We start from the raw sequence: 18,780 nt of genomic DNA on the forward strand, positions 1-18,780 counted from the left end.
ACACACCTCCTTGCTGGCAGCAATTTATAAGATTAAAATCCCCCGACCATCATAAACACTCTCTCGATTCTCATTCCGAATAGCCCGGTCCAACGCCATAATCATAGCCACAGCACCGTCAATTCGTTCAGTACTCTTCGATTTATCCGGCTTTATGTTCCCAGCATCGTCGGTTTTAACAAAAATGTTATCCATCATCCACCTTAATACTGGATTTCCACCATGAATGATTCTCTTCTCGAGGGTTATTTTCATCAACTCTTTTGAAGCAGGTGACATATCCTTGTACCCTTGTCCAAATGGAATAACGGTAAAACCCATCCCTTCTAGGTTTTGCACCATTTGTACGGCACCCCAACGGTCAAACGCAATTTCTTTTATGTTATATTTTTTCCCAAGTTCTTCAATAAAAGCTTCAATAAAGCCATAATAAATGACGTTCCCCTCAGTCGTTTTGATATAACCTTGTTTTTCCCAAACGTCATAAGGAACATGGTCTCGCCTTACCCTCAACTTTAGGTTTTCATCTGGAATCCAAAAATGAGGAAGTACAATAAATTTCTCATCTTCTGTCCTTGGTGGGAAAACCAACACAAATGCTGTAATATCCGTTGTACTTGATAAGTCAAGGCCAGCATAACATTCTCTTCCACGAAGGCTATCAAAATCAACAGGATCATCACAAGCATCCCATTTCTCCATCTGCATCCAGCGGGTTGACTGCTTTACCCATTGATTTAGCCGCAGCTGCCGGAAGATATTTTCTTCGGCTGGGTTTTCCTTTGCACTTATATAAGCATTTCTTACTTTCTCTATATCAATGGTATGGCCAAGAGATGGATTGGCTTTGTACCAGTTCTTTTCAACAGACCAATCATCGTTATCTTCAATTCCATAAATCACTGGATAAAATGTTGGATCAATCTTTCTTCCTTCCAAAAGGTCCATCGCTTTTTGATGTACTTCATAACAAATCGAATTTCGATCCGTTCCTGCAGTCGTAATCAAGAAAAAGAGTGGTTGCAACCGTGCATCACCAGACCCTTTAGTCATAACATCGAATAACTCACGGTTAGGTTGGGCGTGTAGTTCATCAAAAATAACGGAATGAACATTAAGACCGTGCTTCGTATAAGCCTCAGCTGATAGTACTTGATAAAAGCTGTTCGTTGGCTTGTAAACCAATCGTTTCATGGACATAACAGGTTTGATTCTTTTTTTCAAAGCGGGGGACTGCTCCACCATTTCAACGGCAACATCAAAAACAATCGATGCCTGTTGGCGATCAGAAGCACATCCATAAACTTCCGCTCCCCATTCACCATCACCACATGTCATTAATAGGGCAACCGCTGCGGCGAGCTCACTTTTCCCATTCTTCTTTGGAATTTCAATGTAAGCAGTGTTGTATTGCCGATAGCCATTATCCTTAACCGTACCAAAAATATCTCGGATGATTTCATCCTGCCAAGGCAAAAGATCGAAAGGAACTCCACGCCACTGCCCCTTCGTATGTTTTAGACAATTGATAAAGTTGACGGCATGTTGGGCTTTTTTCTCGTCATACAACCTTAGCCACCACCTTTAAAGAGCATGAATTCCATCGGATCATCAGCGTCAATTGGCTTGTCCGCCACAATTCTACTTCTCGATGAAGGAGTTAATCCGAACTGCTCACAGAACCGATTCATGATTTTTAAATAGCTCTGGGCAATGGAAACCTGCGGCACCTGTTGCCAATATCCTGAAGGGGTTTTGACAATGGTTCCATGTTTGGTGATAAACTCTTCAGCTTCTTTCCATCTGGCATAGGCTTGGCAATATCCAGCAAAGGCAGCCATATCTACTTCAGTCAGGATTCCTAATTGCTCTAGTTGTTTGACCATTCTTCGCCACTCTTTTTTGGCTTCTGGTTCCAGCCAAGATGGGCATCTTGGTGCTTTCTTTTCAGGCTTCGGTTCCTTCTGATTCAGATCTCGCTTCCCTGGGTTGCCTTCTAAGGCCTTCAGTGCAGTTGGCTTGGGTTTCCTTCCACGTTGAGCCACAGGCGCCACCTCCTTTCAAATTTGGCATAAGAAAAGAGCCTACCTCCTGATAGACTCCAATTGATTCATTCCTTTAGTTCTTCCATATTTCCATCTTGAATTCTCCTTCAAAAACCATCCAGCGTACTTCCCCATCTTCAAGTTGTAGGACTAGCATTCCCGGCAAAAGATACATCTCATTTTCTTTGTATCCCGCTTCTTTCAATTCTCGCTTTTGCTGAAGTAGCAGTTCCATTCCTCTCACTGCATCAACATTCCCTTGTAGCATCTGAACCATATCTCTGGTCATTAAAACAACCTCCCTGTGTTTTGGTATGTCTATACATCACTCTAAACACAGGGTTTATCAAGTTAATTATCGCTCTGAATGCCTTTATAATTGTAATTGCCCTTCTTAATTTCCTTATGTTCAGCTTCGACCGCCTCACCATAATCGGCCCGCTTGGATTCCTTATCCTTGCAACTTAAGCAAATGCAATCGGTATTGTACATAGACATAATCCGTCCGCTTTTTAAGCTGCCGCCACAGCGATCACAATGTGTTTGTGAGAAAAACTTATCCATCTTGCTTCACCTCAGAACTGTACTTCTTCCTTGTTTCCTCAATGAATGTTTCAAGGACGCTAGCGTTCGGATCCAAGTCCTCTTCACTGTTCCAAAATTGGTCCAAATCCTCTAGCAAGTCGAGAATAGTAAGGACTCCTTCTTTAGCATCCGCTTCGCCAAGGACGACCTCTTTTTCAATGATGGTTGCCTTAAGTCCTTGAATCATGGCTTGATAGATTTCCTCATTCATTCGGTTCACTCACCTTCCTAAAGGCCCCGCTTCCCTCAAGGTTTTGCAGGAGTGCCTTTCTCGTGGTTTTATACTCTGGCCCATTCATCCCTAGGCGAATCAACCAAGTCCTAAAGGCATATTTTGGATTGTCATCCTGAGCTCGTTTGAAAGTGGCTCGCTTTTGCTTTTTTGCATTTTGGTTGATGAATGCGGCGAGGTCTTGAAGGGCCGCCACCTTTTCTGAATCCAAGTTTTGCACCGCCAGTTTGATAGTGAATGTTTCATTTTCAAAATCGAAAGCCAATCCGGGGATCCTTTCAAGGCCAAGCTCATCATGTGCCTTCTTAAAAGCATCAAAGGTACCCGTTTCTCTTTCACTCAAATCTTCTGGAAAGGTTTCATCCATCAGCGGCTCGTTTGTTTCAAAGGCCATCATGATCAGGTGCTGTTTACTATAAAGCATGTTTACTAGGTTTCTTAATGTGTTTCCGGTGTGGCCCTCAAGCGGAAGTGTTACCTCAATCCCATCCAATTCAAGAATCGCTGGCTGTTCTACACTGGTTTCTTCTTCAGGCTCTGGCGGGTTAATAATCTCTTCAAAAGTTTTCACTTCTTCGGCTGAGGTTGTAATCGTTCCCTGCCTGTCAATGGTGTAGGTTTCTTCTTCCGTTACAATTTCGTAGGCAAAGGTTGGAGCATTGAGATACTTTGGTTTTACTCCTAAAAATTCTCCTAGCTTTTTGACCATTTCTTTTCGATCCATTTTCATTACCTCCTGTGTTTTGGTGTAGTACATATATCACTCTAAACACAGGTAATAGCAAGTCATTCCTGACCAAAATGCGTATATTTATAGACCAATAGAAAAAGGCCCAAGAAGGCCCCACTCTAATCGTTTTCAATTGCTGTGTATCTTGAATAACTATAGCCTTCGCTGTTTACTAAAACTGTTTCACCAGTTTCTTTATTGATGACTCTAATGCATCGAGCCTCCCTATTCGTATTCACTCCGCCATCTTCTCGTGTGATCCAAGGCTGGTCGTTAAAGAAGTCGTTCGCAAAGTTATGAAAATCGCTGTCTTCTAACTCCACTACTTTTGTTACGATGTATGTTTGACCCCGCTGTCCTTGCTTGATGGCTTCTTCAGTGATTTCCTTCAGCTCCGCTAGATTGCTAACTTTCCTTCCAAACAATGCTTTCATTTCATCATCACTCCACCTCAACGTATTCCATGATGATTTGGAGGGCTTCACCGTAGGAGCTAGATGCCATCACACGCTCACTCAATTCTTTTGTTTGTTCCTCTTTTCCATTTTCTTTTAGAGCCCTGCTGACTCGTCCAAGAATAGAAAAGATATTGCCATCTTCGCCGATAAGTTTGACCGATGGTTTTTGATTTCTTTCCATCACTCTGCCTCCAATCTCTTCAAGGTAGTAGCATATTGCCATACACGTTGAAGCATAGCAACTTTGTTCGTCTATAATATTTCATCAAATACAGGTTTAGGAACATCTGAATACGATAGCTTTTGTCCGTCCCTTTCTAAGAACACATTTGCATCTGTCCCCACATGTTCGATATACCTTTTGACAATTGCATCTGCATATTTTTCATCCAGTTCAATCGTATAGCAGATTCGGTTGGTTTGTTCGCAAGCCATAAGAGTGGACCCGCTCCCACCAAAAGGATCTAAAACGATGCAATTGCTCATGCTGCTATTCTGAATAGGGTAGGCGCATAGACTAACTGGTTTCATGGTTGGGTGGATTGTATTTTTAGAAGGTCTATCAAAATTCCAAATGGTGCTCTGCTTTCGATCTGCGTACCAATTGTGCTTTCCATCTTTTCTCCAGCCAAATAAAATCGGTTCATGCTTCCACTGGTAAGGACTCCTACCAAGAACCAAACTTTGCTTGGCCCAGATACAAACACCAGATAAGTAAAAGCCAGCATCCTTGAATGCCTTCCTGAAGTTATAACCTTCCGTGTCAGCATGGAACACGTAGATGGATGCATCCTTTTCCATACTAGCAGCCATATTCTTATAGGCTTTTAGCAAGAAGTTATAAAACTCTTCATCTTTCATATTATCGTTCTGGATACTACCCGCTTGTGAAGAGTAATTTACATTATACGGAGGGTCCGTTACGACAAGATTTGCCTTCTGACCATTCATAAGAACTTCATAAACTTCCGGGTCTGTACTATCTCCACACACTAAACGATGTCTCCCAAGTAACCACACATCACCTTTTTGAGCTATGGCTGGTTCAGATAGCTCCTTTTCAACATCAAAATCATCTTCTTTAATGTCTTTATCATGAACCTCGTTAAACAGCTGATCAATTTCTGGTGGGTCAAAACCCGTAAAGGCAACATCATAATCCAATGATTGTAAATCCTGAATCAGGTCAGCTAACAGCTCTTTATTCCACTCACCGCTGATTTTATTTAAAGCGATGTTTAGAGCCTTCTCTTTCGTCTTATCAACATCGATGACCACACAGTCTATTTCCGTAAAACCTAATGTCTTTAAAACGGTAATTCGTTGATGTCCTCCAATCACCGTCATATCCTGATTGACGATAACAGGCTCTACATAGCCAAACTGCTCGATGCTGTTTTTAATCTTTTCAAATTCACTGTCGCCCGGTTTCAGTTTCTTCCTAGGGTTATAACTAGCAGGAATCAAATCATCAATGGGCAGCTTTTTAAATTCCATCTTCTTCACTCCAAAATCTATATTTGATATAACAATCATGGCTGCAGAACTTCCGCTTCTTATTTCCGTAGCAACTAAAACTTCCCCCGCATTGTGGACACGTATAGTTATAAGTAGCGGTTTCCCTTTTCTTTCGTGCCTGAGGATTTTCATTCCACCATTTACGGCGGCATTCATCTGAACAAAACTTCCGAACTCTTCCTCGACCCTTTTGCTTAAGCAGTTTACCGCAGGAGGAGCAGAGCACATGGTTTTTCATTTGTTCTTTCACATTTAATGAAACAACTTTTGCGTCGCCATCAAGGCCATTATGCTTACAAAAAATACGCACAGTATCACGGGATTTCCCCAACACTGCAGCAATCGCTTTATAACCAACACCTTTGAGCCTTAGTGCATAGATTTGTTGTTTTTCGCCTTCAGTCACCGCTCCCACTCCTTTCTGCGTAAACAGTATTTGAAAAGACAATAAAAAAACGCATAATTCAGCTATTCAACAAGCCAAAACATGCGTTTCGTTCGTATTTTTTGTTTATCGATTAAAACTGTTAAAACCCAGTCCCGCCAAGGGACGAACGCCATTTTTATCATTTCCTCAATCGTACCTTTTCGCAAAATGAAAAGCACTCCAAACCCTTACCACCATTGAGGCGAAGCTCATATTCAGTCCTTCAAGAGTAACCCCCCTTGTTTAATTCCGCGAAAATTCACGTGAAGGGGGCGCGCGGTCGCCATATAAATGGTTGTAGAGATTTGACCTCCCCTATGGGTCTCTTAAAAAGAGTAAACTGGATACTGATCTTCTGTTCTTGTCTTACGATCGTGACATCTCTTACACAAAGGTTGCCAGTTGCTTTCATCCCAGAACAGTCTCTGGTCTCCTCGGTGAGGTTTGATGTGGTCAACAACCGTCGCTTGAGTCATCTTTCCTTTCTGTTCACAGTGTTTGCAAAGAGGATGGGCGTTCAAGAACCGTTTGCTTGCCTTCCTCCAACGGCTATCATAACCACGCTCGCTTGCGTTCGCTCTATCATCTACATGAAGCTTTGCATGAAACTCACAGTACTTGTCATCCGTTAACAAAGGACAACCGTTGTGTTTGCACGGCTTCTTTGGTTTCTTTGGCATTGCTCTCAACTCCGTTTAATCCTATTAAAAAAGCCCCGAAGGTAAGTCCTTCAAGGGCTGTATCATTCTATTTCTATAGCTTATACTCTATCACAGGAAGAGGGTGGCTTATAATGGCTTTTCATGGCGTGTTTTTAATTCCAAACAAAAACCCTTAAAGGAACTTGATCCTTCAAGGGTGTTGTGAATAATCTTCTTTTTCATATGCATTCCACCGGGCTACTTTCTAATCGTTCCGTTGCTTCTTTCAATGCCTTTCGATGCAACCGATAGACCCACCGTACATCATACCCCATGATAGCAGCGACTTCTTCCCAAGTGCTACCACTAAGATAACGAAGCTCAAGAAGTAATCGGTACGATTGATTCTCAATTTCAGATACAAAGGTTGCCAACTCACGTTTTAAATCAATCAATTGATCAATGTCGTCATTGATTTCCTCTTCAAGGCACATTAACTTAACGAGAGCACTCTCCATCGGTGATTGTTGTTTTGTATTTTGTACTTTATCATCCTGAAGGACGGATGTTGTTTTTAAAGCAAGTTCTCGTAACATCGACACTTGTACAAGTTTACTGTTTATTCTTTGATCCAGCTGAAGAGCCTGGGATAAATATTCTTTTGCGTTCACCGGCAATTCCTCCTGTCATTCTATCCATGAGGTAAACCCTCTTTATATTGATTCATTCTTGCTTTGACCGCTTCCATTAATGCCGCTTGGCTTATGTCTTTATCTTCCAGTGCTTTCATCACTCGTTCATCAATGGTGTCTTTGGCAATGATGTGGTGAATCACGACCGATTGTTTTTGACCTTGCCGCCATAATCTTGCATTTGCTTGTTGGTAAAGTTCAAGACTCCAAGTGAGCCCAAACCAGATGATGATATTTCCACCCGTTTGAAGGTTAAGCCCATGACCAGCAGATGCTGGGTGGGCTAACAAAACTTGAACCTTCCCTTGATTCCAATCCTTGATATCTTGATCTGTTTGAAGGATCCTCGGCTTTAGTTTCTTTAAGTGTTTTAAAAGCCTGTCTTTATCATGTTGGTAACCATAAAACACAAGCATTGGTTTCCCACTTGCTGCTTCCATCAATTCATCCAAAGCTTTTAGCTTTTCATCATGAATATGCTTCACATCTCCATCTTCATCGTAAACAGCACCGTTAGCTACTTGTAATAACTTATTCGCCAGTACTGCTGCGGATCCAGCTAAGACATCGGCTTCTTCAATCGATAAAATCAATTCTTTTTCTAATCGGTCATACTGCTCTTTCGCCTTTTTCGGCAATTCAACGGGTATTACATTGTCCATTCGTTCAGGCAACTCGAGATAATCCTTGGCTTTCATGCTCACACAAATATCGGATAGCTTTTCATAAATGGTATCTTCCGCTCCATCTTTTAACTTCCAAGTGTAGACCATCATTTGATTTCGCTTATCTGGAAGGAAGTATTTTTCCCGATAACCAGTGACTGTCTTACCCAATCGCTCTCCACCGTCGAGTAAATAAATCTGTGGCCACAAATCAATCAACCCGTTTGGTGCCGGAGTTCCTGTTAATCCAACCAATCGTTTAATAAAAGGCCTCACCTTTTTTAACGATTTGAACCGTTGGGCTTTTGAAGATTTAAAGCTGGATAATTCATCAATGACCACCATGTCAAATGGCCAATCGGCATCAAACCAATTCACGAGCCAAGTGACATTCTCTCGATTGATGATGTAGATGTCAGCTTTTTTATATAAAGCAGCTACTCTTTGTTTTTCACTGCCAAGTACTTTTGAAATTCGGAGGTCCTTCAAGTGATCCCATTTCTCCACTTCTTCCTCCCAAGTTGTACTGGCTACTCGAAGCGGCGCAATGACTAGAACCTTCGCCACATCAAAGTAGTCATACACCAGCTCCAAAATCGCAGTCAGTGTTGACACTGATTTTCCCATTCCCATCTCAAGGAAAAGAGCTGATTTCTTTTTATCGATAATCCATTGGGTGGCATAAGACTGATAATTATACGGTTTATATTTCAAAGGACCATCTCCTCTAGCATTCGATCGACCGCCTCGTAGCTATCAATCTTAAAAACTTTAAACCCTAAGCCTACCAGCTGCTTTTTTCGTTTTTGCTGCAAGGCCCGTAGCTTTTTAGCTGGTGCCTTTAATTCCACAAAAGCAATCTTTGAACCAGGAAAGAGCACCAACCGATCAGGCACACCTGCAAAACCGGGCGACACAAGTTTTAATGCTAACCCGCCATTTTCGTTCACTTTCTTTTTTAGCCTTTTTTCGATACTCACTTCATTCATCTGTCCGTCACCCCTAAAATAAATGTTTACATTCAAAACTTAGTATCCATAAGGCTTTCAACCTTCTCGTAAACAAGTAAACATAAAAATAGTTAATCTATACATATATGGCTATTAGGGTGTATAGGTTATATATGTAATTCTCTATTTCTTCTTATATAGATATAGTTGTTTATCATGTTTACAAAGTATATAGATAGAGGATATAAGGAGTTTGTTGTAAACATTAAAATGATTTCAAAGTTTACCTGTTTACAAATCCTCTCTTCTAAATCCTCTTTGTGTTCCATAATTATTATCAAAACGAATAGAGCTTACTCTTTTCCAGCCTGGTGTATGCTGAATAATCATATTAATTTCTTTGGCATCATATCTGGTCATAATGGATATATCTTTTTGAAATAGCTCTTCCCACACCATTTGAGCACACACCTTATTTAACTTCATTGTTTTTTCTGGTTGACTTTCACCCTGATCCATATGCAAATAGGTTCTCCTAGTACCAATATCTAGTTCATACCAATTCAACGGAACCGCAGTTTCTAAATACTTTCTAATGCTTTCCGCAATCGGATTTTCCTGAGTATGAGCAGCCTGAAGTTCATAAGCCTTTTCTTCAATATCCTTACTTAAAGAAAGGCTCTCTCCCTTTTCATACAGCACCTTTGCCTCCGCCCAAATCTGGTCAACTTCCTCTTCCGTCAAATCACCCCACATGTTTTTCCTTCCGCCACCATTAACCGTTATGGGTAAAAAGCGGCGGTTCCCGGTAGGATCGTTTAAAAAATCATAATCATTGGTCGTTCCGAAAAACACGCACTGCCGCTTAAACGTTTCATTGTGTCTGCCATAAGCGACTCGAAAGGTGTCCTCGGATTTAGAAATAAAATGCTTTACCGCTTCCGTATCTGCTTTCTTCGTTGCCGTCAGCTCGGCCATTTCTAAAATCCATGCACCCTGAAGCTGTTCATAGGCTTCTTTGCCCTTCACAGTAATCAAGGAATCCGAGTGCCATTCTTTTCCTATTAGCTTAATAATGTAACTTTTCCCCACACCTTGAGGGCCAACAAGTACCACACAGTAATCAAACTTGGCACCAGGTCTATAAATCCTTGTCACTGCTGCAAGCATAATTTTTCGAGTAAATGTTCGGACGCACTCATTATCATCAGCACCAAGATAATCTACCAATAAGGTTTCAATCCGCTCCTGGCCATCCCAAACAAGACCGTTTAAATAATTTTTAATTGGGTGAAAGGCATACTTCACCGCCACTTCACTCCAAGCGTCAGCAATAACCCCCGCTCCTTTAATGCCGTAAATAGAGTAAAGGTAATTTCGTAAACTGGCATCATCGCTATCGGACCAATATTCACCCCGTTCGACACCCCGCCAAGGCAAATCATCTTTTATGACCACCCGGTGGACAAAGTCATTCAATGAGATTCGGTCTTTTAAAGCTGGGTCATTTTCAAGAATGAGGATGACATTCGGTGCACTGGAGACGATGTTCCCTTTTTGATCCCTAGTTAACTCCGTTAGCCATTCCATGTCTTCATCTTCAAAATCATCAGCAGCAAAGCTTAACTGTTCTTTACCGAGTGTCAGTTTGACCTGCTTGTCCTTTAAAGCTTCCTCTAACATGGCTTTATAGGAAGGCAAGCGATTAATAGGAGTTCCTTCTTTCACCGTTTCATCAAGCTCACCAAATAAATGCATTCGAACTAAATCAAATGCGTTACAAAGCCTTCCACCAATAGGGTCAGTAGAATGGTGAGAGTAGGCAAAGTCACCATTTTCGTATATCACCAACCCACCCGCTGTAGAACCAGCTGAATAAGTGTAACGGTTTGGATCTTCGCAGGGGATATAAATATCATTTAAGTATTTCTCAATCACATCTATGACAGAGTACGTTCGGCAAAAGGCACCGACGACACCTTCTTTAGCTTTCGGATCACCTTGCTTATCAGCGAGCTTCTTTCTCTCATGAACCGTTCTAGAACTTTCCGGCCAATAGGAAGAATCTCTCCAATCTAGATATCTCGCCAACACATCATCTGGATCAATCCAAGGCTCATCCAGTACTTTAAAAACAAACTCTCCATCAGATGATGTTGATGGCCAATACATCAGCCGGTGCACTTGATAGGTGGTATCATCAAAAAAGTCAATTCCTAAGTCAGCGGCAATCCTTCTTGCAATCGGTACATATTCATCGGCGGTAACTGGCCTTGATAAAGGAATGACCAACCTTAACCTTGGATTCTTCAGATGGTGTTTATGAGTAGAGTACATAGCGCACCCGTAGCCAAACATGGTCTCAACAGATGCCCATAAGTCCCCTTTCACAAAGTCAGCATCGAGGGAAACAATCTGCCGCCAAACCACACTGTCCTGTTTTCTTCGGCCACCTTTTAAGGTGCCACCGACAAATCCACCAACGTCTTTAATCTCATCTTGCTTTGATTTGGAAAGCTTTTTATATTCCTCATACGTTTCATGGGTTCGAATCGTGCTACTTAGCTTCTGAACCACCTCAGACCAAAGCATCTCCCGATTTTTCCAGTTCAGTTCTTTTCGATTTCTTCCGGTTGCAATTGTAAGATTTGCATCGTGTTTTAAACTATTGCCTCTTCTTTCACTGAGCTCTTTCACATCTACCAGCCCTCCTTCGTAACACAGTACCTAGTCCTTTTTTGGCTCCTTCCAAATCACCGGAAAGAGCCTGGCCTTTCAATGTTTTCATCGTTTGTTTGGGTAACACACCCTTGCACATTTTTAAATCCATTAAGAATCTTACTGTGTCCTTATCTGCCATACACTACACTTCCCTGCTAGGCAGTTTTGGTGGAACGTTCGATTAGTGGCACTAACCCTTTTTCTCTCTTTAGCAACTCATAAAGAAACAACCGTCCCTTTTGCGTCCAATAGGTGTGCATTACATTTCTTTCGGCATCGATGGCATGAGTTTTTGATTGCGTGTAGCCCATCTCCGCATATTTTTGATAAAGCAGCCATGTTTTTCCCATTTTGAATTGAACGCCTAACTCATGAAGAAGGGCATTCAGTTTTCTTGCAGATAGACCGTAATCTTTTGCAATAATGCTTATAGGTACAATCGATTTATTCTGAAGAACCAAATCATAATACGACGCTTTCGGCTGCAACTCACCGATAATTTGTTTCTGTTGAGCATTGGCAAGTTTTAGCTTTTTTGCTTCTTCTTTAGCTTCCTTATATTCCGTAAAAAGTTTAATGCCGAGATCTGGATTTTTAAGAATATCATCAAGTAATGATTCGGAAGCGTACATTCCGTGTTTTCGGATATCTGGTAGCACGTCATCGAACACCCAACGTTCAAACTGCTCCGCCGCCGGAAGTTGCGATTTCACAATCAAACGATAGAGATCACCTTCAGGGATAAAATTCTTCTGAATAACCTTTTTTTCGTTCTGCGGATGAGGTAGGTCGTGTTTCACTACCCACCGACAATGGCGTTTGATAGCATCTTTCGTATTGGAATAGCCAAGCATCTTTGCACAATCCGTTGCAGGGAAATATACCTTACCATCCAACTCCATTACCTGTAACTGTCCAAAAACCTCATTTGAAACTACTTGTAATCTATTCATTATCAATTTCCTCCTGTTCAATTTAATCTTTTCTGTGAAAATAAATATGGGTTTAAACAAGATCAGTTGTGTTAATGATATTATTAATGCAATTTTTGCAATAGGAAAGCAGAGGTACCTAAATTTATGGTATCTCGAATATCTTTTTTAACTTTTGTCTATACTGCTAATTTATGTTGACTCATGGTAGGGTTCTTTGTTCTTTAGCATGTGATAGATGATTGTAAGCATTCGATGTCCAATGGCAACGAGTGCTTTTTTCTTTCCTCTTCTTGCAGCTAGTGACCAATATTTAGCGGATAACCTGGTGTTTTTACTTCGTGATGCTGCCCACGCAGCTTCGCAAAGTGCTGACTTAATATGAGGGTTTCCTTTCACCGTCCGTGTGCTTTTTCTTTTCCCTGCACTTTCATGATTTCCTGGTGATAGTCCTGCCCAGGAAGCAATATGTTTGGAAGTAGGAAATTGTTCCATATTTACTCCGATTTCTGCAATTATTGTAGCTGCTGTATCTTTTTTAATACCTGTCATCGTGACAATGATATCCACTTCTTCTTTGTAGTCTTTTAAGATTTCATCTATCCTTTTTTCAATATCTGATATTAACTCTTCTAGATAGACAATGTGCATCCAAGATTGTTTGATAAGAAATAATTGGTGGTCATTTATCGTACCAAACAAGGAGTCCGTAATTGACTGTTTTTTATGAGCCATTCGACCATGAATTCTTTGTTCAACGTCTTTTTGATCTAAGTAACCATTAGACATTAGTTGTTCTAAAAGTTTCCTGCCGGAAACTCCAAATACATCTGAAATTACTGTACTTAATTTGATATTTGAAGTCTCAAGTACCTTTTGGATTCGATTCTTTTCAGATGTCATATGACCAATCCATTTCTTGCGGAGACGAGTTAGATCCCTTAGATTTCTTATGTCCTCTGGAGGAACAAAGCTCTTCTCTATTAATCCATGTCTTAATAATTTGGCAATCCATTCTGCATCTGACACATCTGTCTTTCTACCGGGAACGTTTTTGATTCTTTGTGCGTTTGCCAAGGTAATATCAAAAAAATCTTCTAAGATGTTATAAACAGGTTTCCAGTAAACGCCAGTGCTTTCCATCGCAATATGAGTTACCTGTTTTTCTTCTAACCACTTTAGAAGCCGAAACAAGTCTTTAGTCATAGTAGGAAATGTTTCAGTTTCTTTTACCAGGTCTGCCTCTGATTCACCCATTAGGACACAGGCTACAATAGTCTCTGAGTGAACATCCAAGCCAGCACACCGTTTGTACAATGTTTCCATTTGTTCAACCTTCCAGAATTATATTCCACAAACAGTGGAATGAATTTGAAATTAAGCATTTTTCTGTTCGTAGTCATCTCTCATAGGAGAGAGCTAACAATGGGTTGTGCACCAAATTCATTCCAACAGTTTTTTGTACAGGGTAAGACCACCAATAAGAGCCACGTCATATACTCACTGTTTGTGGTATCTACATTATGGAGTGGGGAACCAATTTTCATTCCTGGGTTAAGAGCGAAAGATCATGATTGTTTTTTGTAATAATCCGTTTCAAAGCTATCCGCTCCCAATGGCAGCCCAGGTGCCCAATCAATCGATTGACCCATTATGTTTTCTACTTCTTCCATTGACCCAGTTCCAACGGGAACATTAAGAATGACTTCATCATGGACATGAAAATTAATATGGTATCCCGCTTCATCCAATCGAAGCATCGATACAGCTAGACAATCTCTAGCAATGGCTTGAATAATATTCTCCGTAAGCTTTCCACCGTAAGTGGGAATCCTGCCCCACTGCTTGGAGCCTTGTTCCGTTCCTTCATACGTAAGCTGTTCTTTGCCAAAACGCTCGTCCACGCCGATTCTGGGCCTTACGTATGCAAGGGAACGACCTGATGGCAGCGTGATAAATAAAATCCCTTTTGCATAGTGAAAAGTAAGACCATAATGCATTTTCACTACTACTTTTTCTTTCACAGCCTTGATTGCTGCAGCTTCTATGCTCCACCAAAGCTTCACAATATTCGGATTCGCTTCCCTCCAGGCAGAAACCAACTCTGGCAGTTCACTTTCCGATAGCCCCATCTCCAAGGCTCCCATTTGCATCAACGCTCCTTTAGAACCGCCGTAGCCTAGAGCAAGTTCCGCAATCTTCCCCTTCTGTCTGAGTGGACTTCCTTTATCGATGGTTTCAATAGGTACCTTGAACATTTGAGCAGCTGAAGCCTCATATATTTTTCCATGCGTTTGGAACACATCCATCCTCCAACGCTCTCCTGCAAGCCAAGCAATCACTCTTGCTTCAATTGCTGAAAAGTCAGCTACAATAAAACGGTTGCCCTTTGATGGAATAAACGCTGTTCGGATTAATTGCGATAATACGTCCGACAAACTATCAAAAAGAATATTTATCGTTTCGTAATCCCCGGATTTCAAAAGACTTCTAGCAATGTGTAAATCGCCCATACTGTTCCTCGGGAGATTGTGAATTTGTACAAGTCTCCCAGCCCAACGGCCTGTCCTACTCGCACCATAAAATTGCAACAATCCCCTAATTTTTTGGTCAAGGCAGACGGAACGCTCCATGGCTTCATATTTTTTCACCGATGTTTTGGACATTGCTTGTCTCAGTTCCAGCAGCCGCTTTACTTTTGGGTTTTCCACTTCACTCATTAGTGCTTCCACATTTTTCTTTGCAAGGCTATCTACTTCTATTCCTTGCTTCACTAACCAACCTTTTAATTGCACTGGACTATTTGGATTCTCTAGCCCTGTTAAAAGGATAGCCTCATCGAATAGCTCATCCTGAAACGCCCTATCTGCCTGAATAGCATTTATGACTAGGCTTTTATCGATTAGAACCCCTTCATCATTGATTTTCTGGTCTAGCTCCCAAAGCTTCTGTTCGACTTTTGAAATAGGGAAAGCCTCTAGTTTCTTTCGGATTTGTCTTTCAACCTCAACGTCCTGTTTACAGTAAAGTTTAAAGGTGTTCCACCTATCAGGATCATGTTCTGGTAGATTCCGAGTTCTCCCCTCATTCACTTTGGTAGGTTTACATGGAACCGAAAAATAGCGAATTAAGGATTTCCCTTCCTTCAGCTTCTGTTCCTTCAGCCTGAGGCACTTGGCCACCCCATCGAGATATCCAGGCAAACCAAGCGTTAAAGCATGAACAGATGAACACCGCCATTGGTCAGGTGGCATTGGTTTGTTAAAGTGCTTGGCTAAACACGTTCGTTCAAAATTTGCATTGTAAGCTGTTTTTAACACTTTTGGATCCGTCATCGCTCTTTCAATGGCATCCGGTATCTTCTCACCAGATGCTAAGTCAACAATTTGTACCTCTTCATCATCAATCGCATAGGCCAAAAGGAGAATTTCAAAATCAGCTGATTCACTGTAAGCGTAGACCCCGCATTTCACGAGGTCCGCCTTACTGTAGGTTTCAATATCGATTGCTAGCAGTTTCATAGATATCAACCTAAAATATCTTCATCATCGTCACTGTCATCAGCAAAATCTGCTTCTGCACTGCTTCGGCCACCAAGTGGATCTCCATCAGTAGTCTTCATAATGTTTTGAAGCCCTGCCGCAATTCCTTTATTTCCATTTACGTTGTAAGCGTAGAAAGTCAAACTGACTCTTCCATAACACCCTGAGTAAAACTCGCTTTGATCCATGATTGGATTTAAGTCTGCATCCACGATGCCTGGCTTAATCTTGCTATTTGCATTAATGAAGAATGAATCTGCATAAGCCTCATCATCCTCACGGTCTACATCACCATCGCGCAATGGGCTCTTCAAGTTCGAAGGTGCCTTACCACCGAATTTGTCCTTATTTTCTTGAGTCGCTTTTTGAATCGCATCTTTTACCTTCTTAATTGTTGCCTTATGTGATTTTGGAATAATGATACTCACTGAATATTTCAGATCGCTTCCATTAACACTCACTGCTTGATGCACATTCGCATAGCTGAATCGTACCGGTTCTTCTTTTGTCCCAATCGTAATTTTTACCATGTTTTAGTTCCTCCTCATTATTGAAAATCTGCTTCTGGTGAAGCTTTTATTTCTGGTCGCTTGTCCTCTTCAGGGACGAGCTTTATCTTGCCCGGTGCTTTTGTAACGAGAGAGCCAAGCAACTCTTCAAACTCTTTTTTACCAAGTTCTTTCTCAAGTGCGGTGATTGTATTTAGTGTGTTCTTGTAAATGACATTATTGTCATATCCCGCAGCAGTGAGTGTGGCGATTACCGCTTCTTCATCGCTATATTTGCGACTCCCTCTTCCCTCTACGAGTTTCATTCCTGGCCACTGCTTGTTTTCATTCACTGACATTGATAAGGCGAATTCTTGAACGGTTTTCGCCCAACTGATCAATTCATCAAGAGAAGTTAAAACCTCGACCACTTCTTCATCTGTCAGTAGTGGCGGCTTTTGGAAATCCAAGCATGCTAGTTTCATATTTTCTTCTGCCCTAGCCCTACAGGTTGCTTTTGCCTTACACCACCTGCAATGCGGTCCAACTACAAATGTCCCCTCGCCAGCAAATGCTAGTTCCGCCTTTTGCTTGACTTCACTTTCCGCCCATTCCAACAAGTCATCTATCTGTATTTCATCAGTGGAAATGTTATCTAATCTTGGTTGTATAATCGTCACCAATACAGTCTGGATGTCATACAACATTCCAAACCCATGAATGGCACCTAATGCATACAGCCTCATTTGTGCGTTGTTTTCGGCGGAAACCTTAACTCCCTTACCCCCTTTTAAGTCAACAACCTCCAAAATTCCGTCTGAAATAATCACCACGTCGCCCGTTCCAAATCCTTCTGGAACCCAAGGGCTAAAGTCCAAGCGTTCCTCAATAAGGATGAGCGGGTCTTTGTTTCTTGCCCTAGCTTCATTTATTTTTTCGATGACAATATCTATGTAGCTTTGGACAGCTTGTTCAGTTTCACCGTTGTAGAATTCACTTTGTTTCATCTGATTCAGCTTTTTGTTCAACTGAGTTTTTGTCATCTGTTTCAAGAAATAAGCCAAACGAATTTCTGATAGCTCATGCATGAAGGTGCCCTCTCTAGCAAAAACACTCGTTTCCTCTTCGAATTGTTCACCCAGTCGGATACTTGGTGTACATTTTAAATACATGTCTGCCTTAGAGGCGCTTAATACGGCATGTGTTCTTTGTGAATGATTCATGGAATAGAAGAATCCCCCTTCCCTCTTTGATTGGTTGCTTTCTTCTTTATCAAAGCTTGTCTGCTTTATCTAACAGTTCAGGATACTTCTCAGCTGGGATATCACTTAATTTTTTTGCTCCAAATCCCGTAATAAGCTCTTTCACTTGAACCTGTTTTCCGTCTTGGGCTAGAGCTGAAAGTTTAGCTCTGACATCCTCAAAAACTGGTAGTTTAGCTTTTGGAGGTTTAGTAGGTTCCTTCTCTTTATTTGGTTGTTTTTTTTCCATTGTTGCTGCAATCTCAGTTTGACTTCCAAATGAAAGTGCCAGGGTTTCAATACTTCCTGCAACATTTCGTAAGTCATTTACGATATCAAGCATTAGCTTGGTTTTACTCATTTTTCTGTTCTCCTTCCTTCATTTCGCTCATCACTTAAAAACCGGCAGACTGTCGAATATGACTTGTCCATCTTCTTTGCAAATGTATTCTGTAACCAGTCTTTCTCTCGAATGAGCTACTCCACGTAAGTTACCTTGGCTCCATAAATCTCTATACCTTATAAACACACTTTTTGAATATTAGTTGTTTTTCGGTTCCATTTGTGGAAAAATAAAAAGCTGTTCCAACGGTTCTTCGGGAAATGCTTTAATTAATCCAGCTATCGTCTTCTTGCCACCCACCCGATTTCCATTAAGGAATCGATTGGCTTCTGTTCTAGAGACCCCCATTCGCCTTGCCAGCTCACCACCAGACCAATCATTCTCTCTTACCAAATCTAGCACTCTATCACGGTTTGGTACCAATTGTTTCACCTCTCTCTCGGAAATAACCTATAAGTTCCACATTTGTATAATAGCACCCTTCGATTGCACATACAACGAAAAGCACAGTATTTTTGAAATTGTTGCGTTTAGGTTACACATGTTATATACTATAGTCAATAAAACTTT

General features: G+C 41.2%; 23 protein-coding genes. All 23 read right to left on the bottom strand.

The window, feature by feature from the left end; genetic code table 11:
- Window positions 1-24: 24 nt before the first annotated feature.
- The 23 genes from MKX65_RS22580 to MKX65_RS22690 all read right to left on the bottom strand — a co-directional run bounded on the left by MKX65_RS22580 (window position 25) and on the right by MKX65_RS22690 (window position 18,633).
- Window positions 25-1,569 carry a terminase large subunit gene (locus MKX65_RS22580; protein WP_340905743.1) on the bottom strand — a complete coding sequence of 515 codons (1,545 nt, stop codon included), beginning with the start codon at window positions 1,567-1,569 and terminating at the stop codon, window positions 25-27.
- 2 nt (window positions 1,570-1,571) lie between these two features.
- Window positions 1,572-2,045, bottom strand: coding sequence for a phage terminase small subunit P27 family (locus MKX65_RS22585; RefSeq protein WP_340905744.1), 474 nt, complete (start codon window positions 2,043-2,045; stop codon window positions 1,572-1,574).
- Between the two features lie 73 nt (window positions 2,046-2,118).
- Window positions 2,119-2,334 carry a hypothetical protein gene (locus MKX65_RS22590; protein WP_340905745.1) on the bottom strand — a complete coding sequence of 72 codons (216 nt, stop codon included), beginning with the start codon at window positions 2,332-2,334 and terminating at the stop codon, window positions 2,119-2,121.
- 62 nt (window positions 2,335-2,396) lie between these two features.
- Window positions 2,397-2,609, bottom strand: a complete 213-nt coding sequence (locus MKX65_RS22595; protein ID WP_340905746.1) for a hypothetical protein — start codon at window positions 2,607-2,609, stop codon at window positions 2,397-2,399.
- Entirely contained in the window at window positions 2,602-2,841 is a 240-nt protein-coding gene (locus MKX65_RS22600) for a hypothetical protein (RefSeq protein ID WP_340905747.1), read from the bottom strand. The genes MKX65_RS22595 and MKX65_RS22600 overlap by 8 nt, the downstream gene beginning before the upstream one ends.
- Window positions 2,834-3,586 carry a hypothetical protein gene (locus tag MKX65_RS22605; RefSeq protein ID WP_340905748.1) on the bottom strand — a complete coding sequence of 251 codons (753 nt, stop codon included), beginning with the start codon at window positions 3,584-3,586 and terminating at the stop codon, window positions 2,834-2,836. The genes MKX65_RS22600 and MKX65_RS22605 overlap by 8 nt, the downstream gene beginning before the upstream one ends.
- Window positions 3,587-3,711: 125 nt before the next feature.
- Window positions 3,712-4,026, bottom strand: coding sequence for a DUF6329 domain-containing protein (locus MKX65_RS22610; protein WP_340905749.1), 315 nt, complete (start codon window positions 4,024-4,026; stop codon window positions 3,712-3,714).
- A 7-nt stretch (window positions 4,027-4,033) separates the two neighbouring features.
- Entirely contained in the window at window positions 4,034-4,231 is a 198-nt protein-coding gene (locus tag MKX65_RS22615; RefSeq protein ID WP_340905750.1) for a hypothetical protein, read from the bottom strand.
- 71 nt (window positions 4,232-4,302) lie between these two features.
- Window positions 4,303-5,547, bottom strand: coding sequence for a site-specific DNA-methyltransferase (locus MKX65_RS22620; protein ID WP_340905752.1), 1,245 nt, complete (start codon window positions 5,545-5,547; stop codon window positions 4,303-4,305).
- A complete protein-coding gene (locus MKX65_RS22625; protein ID WP_136378654.1) occupies window positions 5,537-5,974 on the bottom strand; it encodes a helix-turn-helix domain-containing protein in 438 nt (145 codons plus the stop codon). The genes MKX65_RS22620 and MKX65_RS22625 overlap by 11 nt, the downstream gene beginning before the upstream one ends.
- Before the next feature lie 347 nt (window positions 5,975-6,321).
- Window positions 6,322-6,675, bottom strand: a complete 354-nt coding sequence (locus tag MKX65_RS22630; RefSeq protein ID WP_340905754.1) for an HNH endonuclease — start codon at window positions 6,673-6,675, stop codon at window positions 6,322-6,324.
- 200 nt (window positions 6,676-6,875) lie between these two features.
- Window positions 6,876-7,307, bottom strand: coding sequence for a DUF1492 domain-containing protein (locus MKX65_RS22635; RefSeq protein ID WP_340905755.1), 432 nt, complete (start codon window positions 7,305-7,307; stop codon window positions 6,876-6,878).
- Between the two features lie 20 nt (window positions 7,308-7,327).
- Window positions 7,328-8,707 (bottom strand): DEAD/DEAH box helicase, encoded by a 1,380-nt coding sequence (locus tag MKX65_RS22640; protein WP_340905756.1) that lies wholly within the window; start codon window positions 8,705-8,707, stop codon window positions 7,328-7,330.
- The gene (locus MKX65_RS22645; RefSeq protein ID WP_340905757.1) at window positions 8,704-8,982 is read right to left on the bottom strand and encodes a VRR-NUC domain-containing protein; all 279 of its coding nucleotides are present in this window, start codon (window positions 8,980-8,982) and stop codon (window positions 8,704-8,706) included. Before MKX65_RS22645 ends, MKX65_RS22640 begins: the two co-directional genes overlap by 4 nt.
- A gap of 252 nt (window positions 8,983-9,234) precedes the next feature.
- On the bottom strand, window positions 9,235-11,640 hold the full coding sequence (locus MKX65_RS22650; RefSeq protein ID WP_340905758.1) for a virulence-associated E family protein: 2,406 nt from the start codon (window positions 11,638-11,640) through the stop codon (window positions 9,235-9,237).
- On the bottom strand, window positions 11,624-11,803 hold the full coding sequence (locus MKX65_RS22655; RefSeq protein WP_340905761.1) for a hypothetical protein: 180 nt from the start codon (window positions 11,801-11,803) through the stop codon (window positions 11,624-11,626). Before MKX65_RS22655 ends, MKX65_RS22650 begins: the two co-directional genes overlap by 17 nt.
- A 16-nt stretch (window positions 11,804-11,819) precedes the next feature.
- Complete coding sequence (locus MKX65_RS22660) at window positions 11,820-12,617, bottom strand: phage antirepressor (protein ID WP_340905763.1); 798 nt, start codon at window positions 12,615-12,617, stop codon at window positions 11,820-11,822.
- Window positions 12,618-12,788: 171 nt separating this feature from the next.
- Window positions 12,789-13,922, bottom strand: coding sequence for an IS110 family transposase (locus MKX65_RS22665; RefSeq protein WP_160549954.1), 1,134 nt, complete (start codon window positions 13,920-13,922; stop codon window positions 12,789-12,791).
- A gap of 242 nt (window positions 13,923-14,164) precedes the next feature.
- The gene (locus MKX65_RS22670; RefSeq protein WP_340905765.1) at window positions 14,165-16,117 is read right to left on the bottom strand and encodes a DNA polymerase; all 1,953 of its coding nucleotides are present in this window, start codon (window positions 16,115-16,117) and stop codon (window positions 14,165-14,167) included.
- A gap of 5 nt (window positions 16,118-16,122) precedes the next feature.
- The gene (locus MKX65_RS22675; protein WP_340905766.1) at window positions 16,123-16,668 is read right to left on the bottom strand and encodes a DUF2815 family protein; all 546 of its coding nucleotides are present in this window, start codon (window positions 16,666-16,668) and stop codon (window positions 16,123-16,125) included.
- Between the two features lie 17 nt (window positions 16,669-16,685).
- Entirely contained in the window at window positions 16,686-17,849 is a 1,164-nt protein-coding gene (locus MKX65_RS22680; RefSeq protein ID WP_340905767.1) for a DUF2800 domain-containing protein, read from the bottom strand.
- A 49-nt stretch (window positions 17,850-17,898) separates the two neighbouring features.
- Window positions 17,899-18,228 carry an rRNA biogenesis protein rrp5 gene (locus MKX65_RS22685; RefSeq protein ID WP_340905768.1) on the bottom strand — a complete coding sequence of 110 codons (330 nt, stop codon included), beginning with the start codon at window positions 18,226-18,228 and terminating at the stop codon, window positions 17,899-17,901.
- Between the two features lie 180 nt (window positions 18,229-18,408).
- Window positions 18,409-18,633 carry a hypothetical protein gene (locus MKX65_RS22690; protein WP_340905769.1) on the bottom strand — a complete coding sequence of 75 codons (225 nt, stop codon included), beginning with the start codon at window positions 18,631-18,633 and terminating at the stop codon, window positions 18,409-18,411.
- Window positions 18,634-18,780 lie beyond the last annotated feature (147 nt).

Source organism: Robertmurraya sp. FSL R5-0851, assembly GCF_038002965.1.
Classification (GTDB): domain Bacteria; phylum Bacillota; class Bacilli; order Bacillales; family Cytobacillaceae; genus Robertmurraya_A; species Robertmurraya_A beringensis.

Excerpts from the sequence above, each read along its gene's own strand:
- MKX65_RS22630 (WP_340905754.1), bottom strand. The coding sequence starts at position 6,675 with ATGCCAAAGAAACCAAAGAAGCCGTGCAAACACAACGGTTGTCCTTTG.
- MKX65_RS22685 (WP_340905768.1), bottom strand. The coding sequence starts at position 18,228 with ATGAGTAAAACCAAGCTAATGCTTGATATCGTAAATGACTTACGAAAT.
- MKX65_RS22605 (WP_340905748.1), bottom strand. The coding sequence starts at position 3,586 with ATGGATCGAAAAGAAATGGTCAAAAAGCTAGGAGAATTTTTAGGAGTA.
- MKX65_RS22670 (WP_340905765.1), bottom strand. The coding sequence starts at position 16,117 with ATGAAACTGCTAGCAATCGATATTGAAACCTACAGTAAGGCGGACCTC.
- MKX65_RS22600 (WP_340905747.1), bottom strand. The coding sequence starts at position 2,841 with ATGAATGAGGAAATCTATCAAGCCATGATTCAAGGACTTAAGGCAACC.
- MKX65_RS22590 (WP_340905745.1), bottom strand. The coding sequence starts at position 2,334 with ATGACCAGAGATATGGTTCAGATGCTACAAGGGAATGTTGATGCAGTG.
- MKX65_RS22680 (WP_340905767.1), bottom strand. The coding sequence starts at position 17,849 with ATGAATCATTCACAAAGAACACATGCCGTATTAAGCGCCTCTAAGGCA.
- MKX65_RS22665 (WP_160549954.1), bottom strand. The coding sequence starts at position 13,922 with ATGGAAACATTGTACAAACGGTGTGCTGGCTTGGATGTTCACTCAGAG.
- MKX65_RS22615 (WP_340905750.1), bottom strand. The coding sequence starts at position 4,231 with ATGGAAAGAAATCAAAAACCATCGGTCAAACTTATCGGCGAAGATGGC.
- MKX65_RS22595 (WP_340905746.1), bottom strand. The coding sequence starts at position 2,609 with ATGGATAAGTTTTTCTCACAAACACATTGTGATCGCTGTGGCGGCAGC.
- MKX65_RS22675 (WP_340905766.1), bottom strand. The coding sequence starts at position 16,668 with ATGGTAAAAATTACGATTGGGACAAAAGAAGAACCGGTACGATTCAGC.
- MKX65_RS22610 (WP_340905749.1), bottom strand. The coding sequence starts at position 4,026 with ATGAAAGCATTGTTTGGAAGGAAAGTTAGCAATCTAGCGGAGCTGAAG.
- MKX65_RS22620 (WP_340905752.1), bottom strand. The coding sequence starts at position 5,547 with ATGGAATTTAAAAAGCTGCCCATTGATGATTTGATTCCTGCTAGTTAT.
- MKX65_RS22645 (WP_340905757.1), bottom strand. The coding sequence starts at position 8,982 with ATGAATGAAGTGAGTATCGAAAAAAGGCTAAAAAAGAAAGTGAACGAA.
- MKX65_RS22655 (WP_340905761.1), bottom strand. The coding sequence starts at position 11,803 with ATGGCAGATAAGGACACAGTAAGATTCTTAATGGATTTAAAAATGTGC.
- MKX65_RS22660 (WP_340905763.1), bottom strand. The coding sequence starts at position 12,617 with ATGAATAGATTACAAGTAGTTTCAAATGAGGTTTTTGGACAGTTACAG.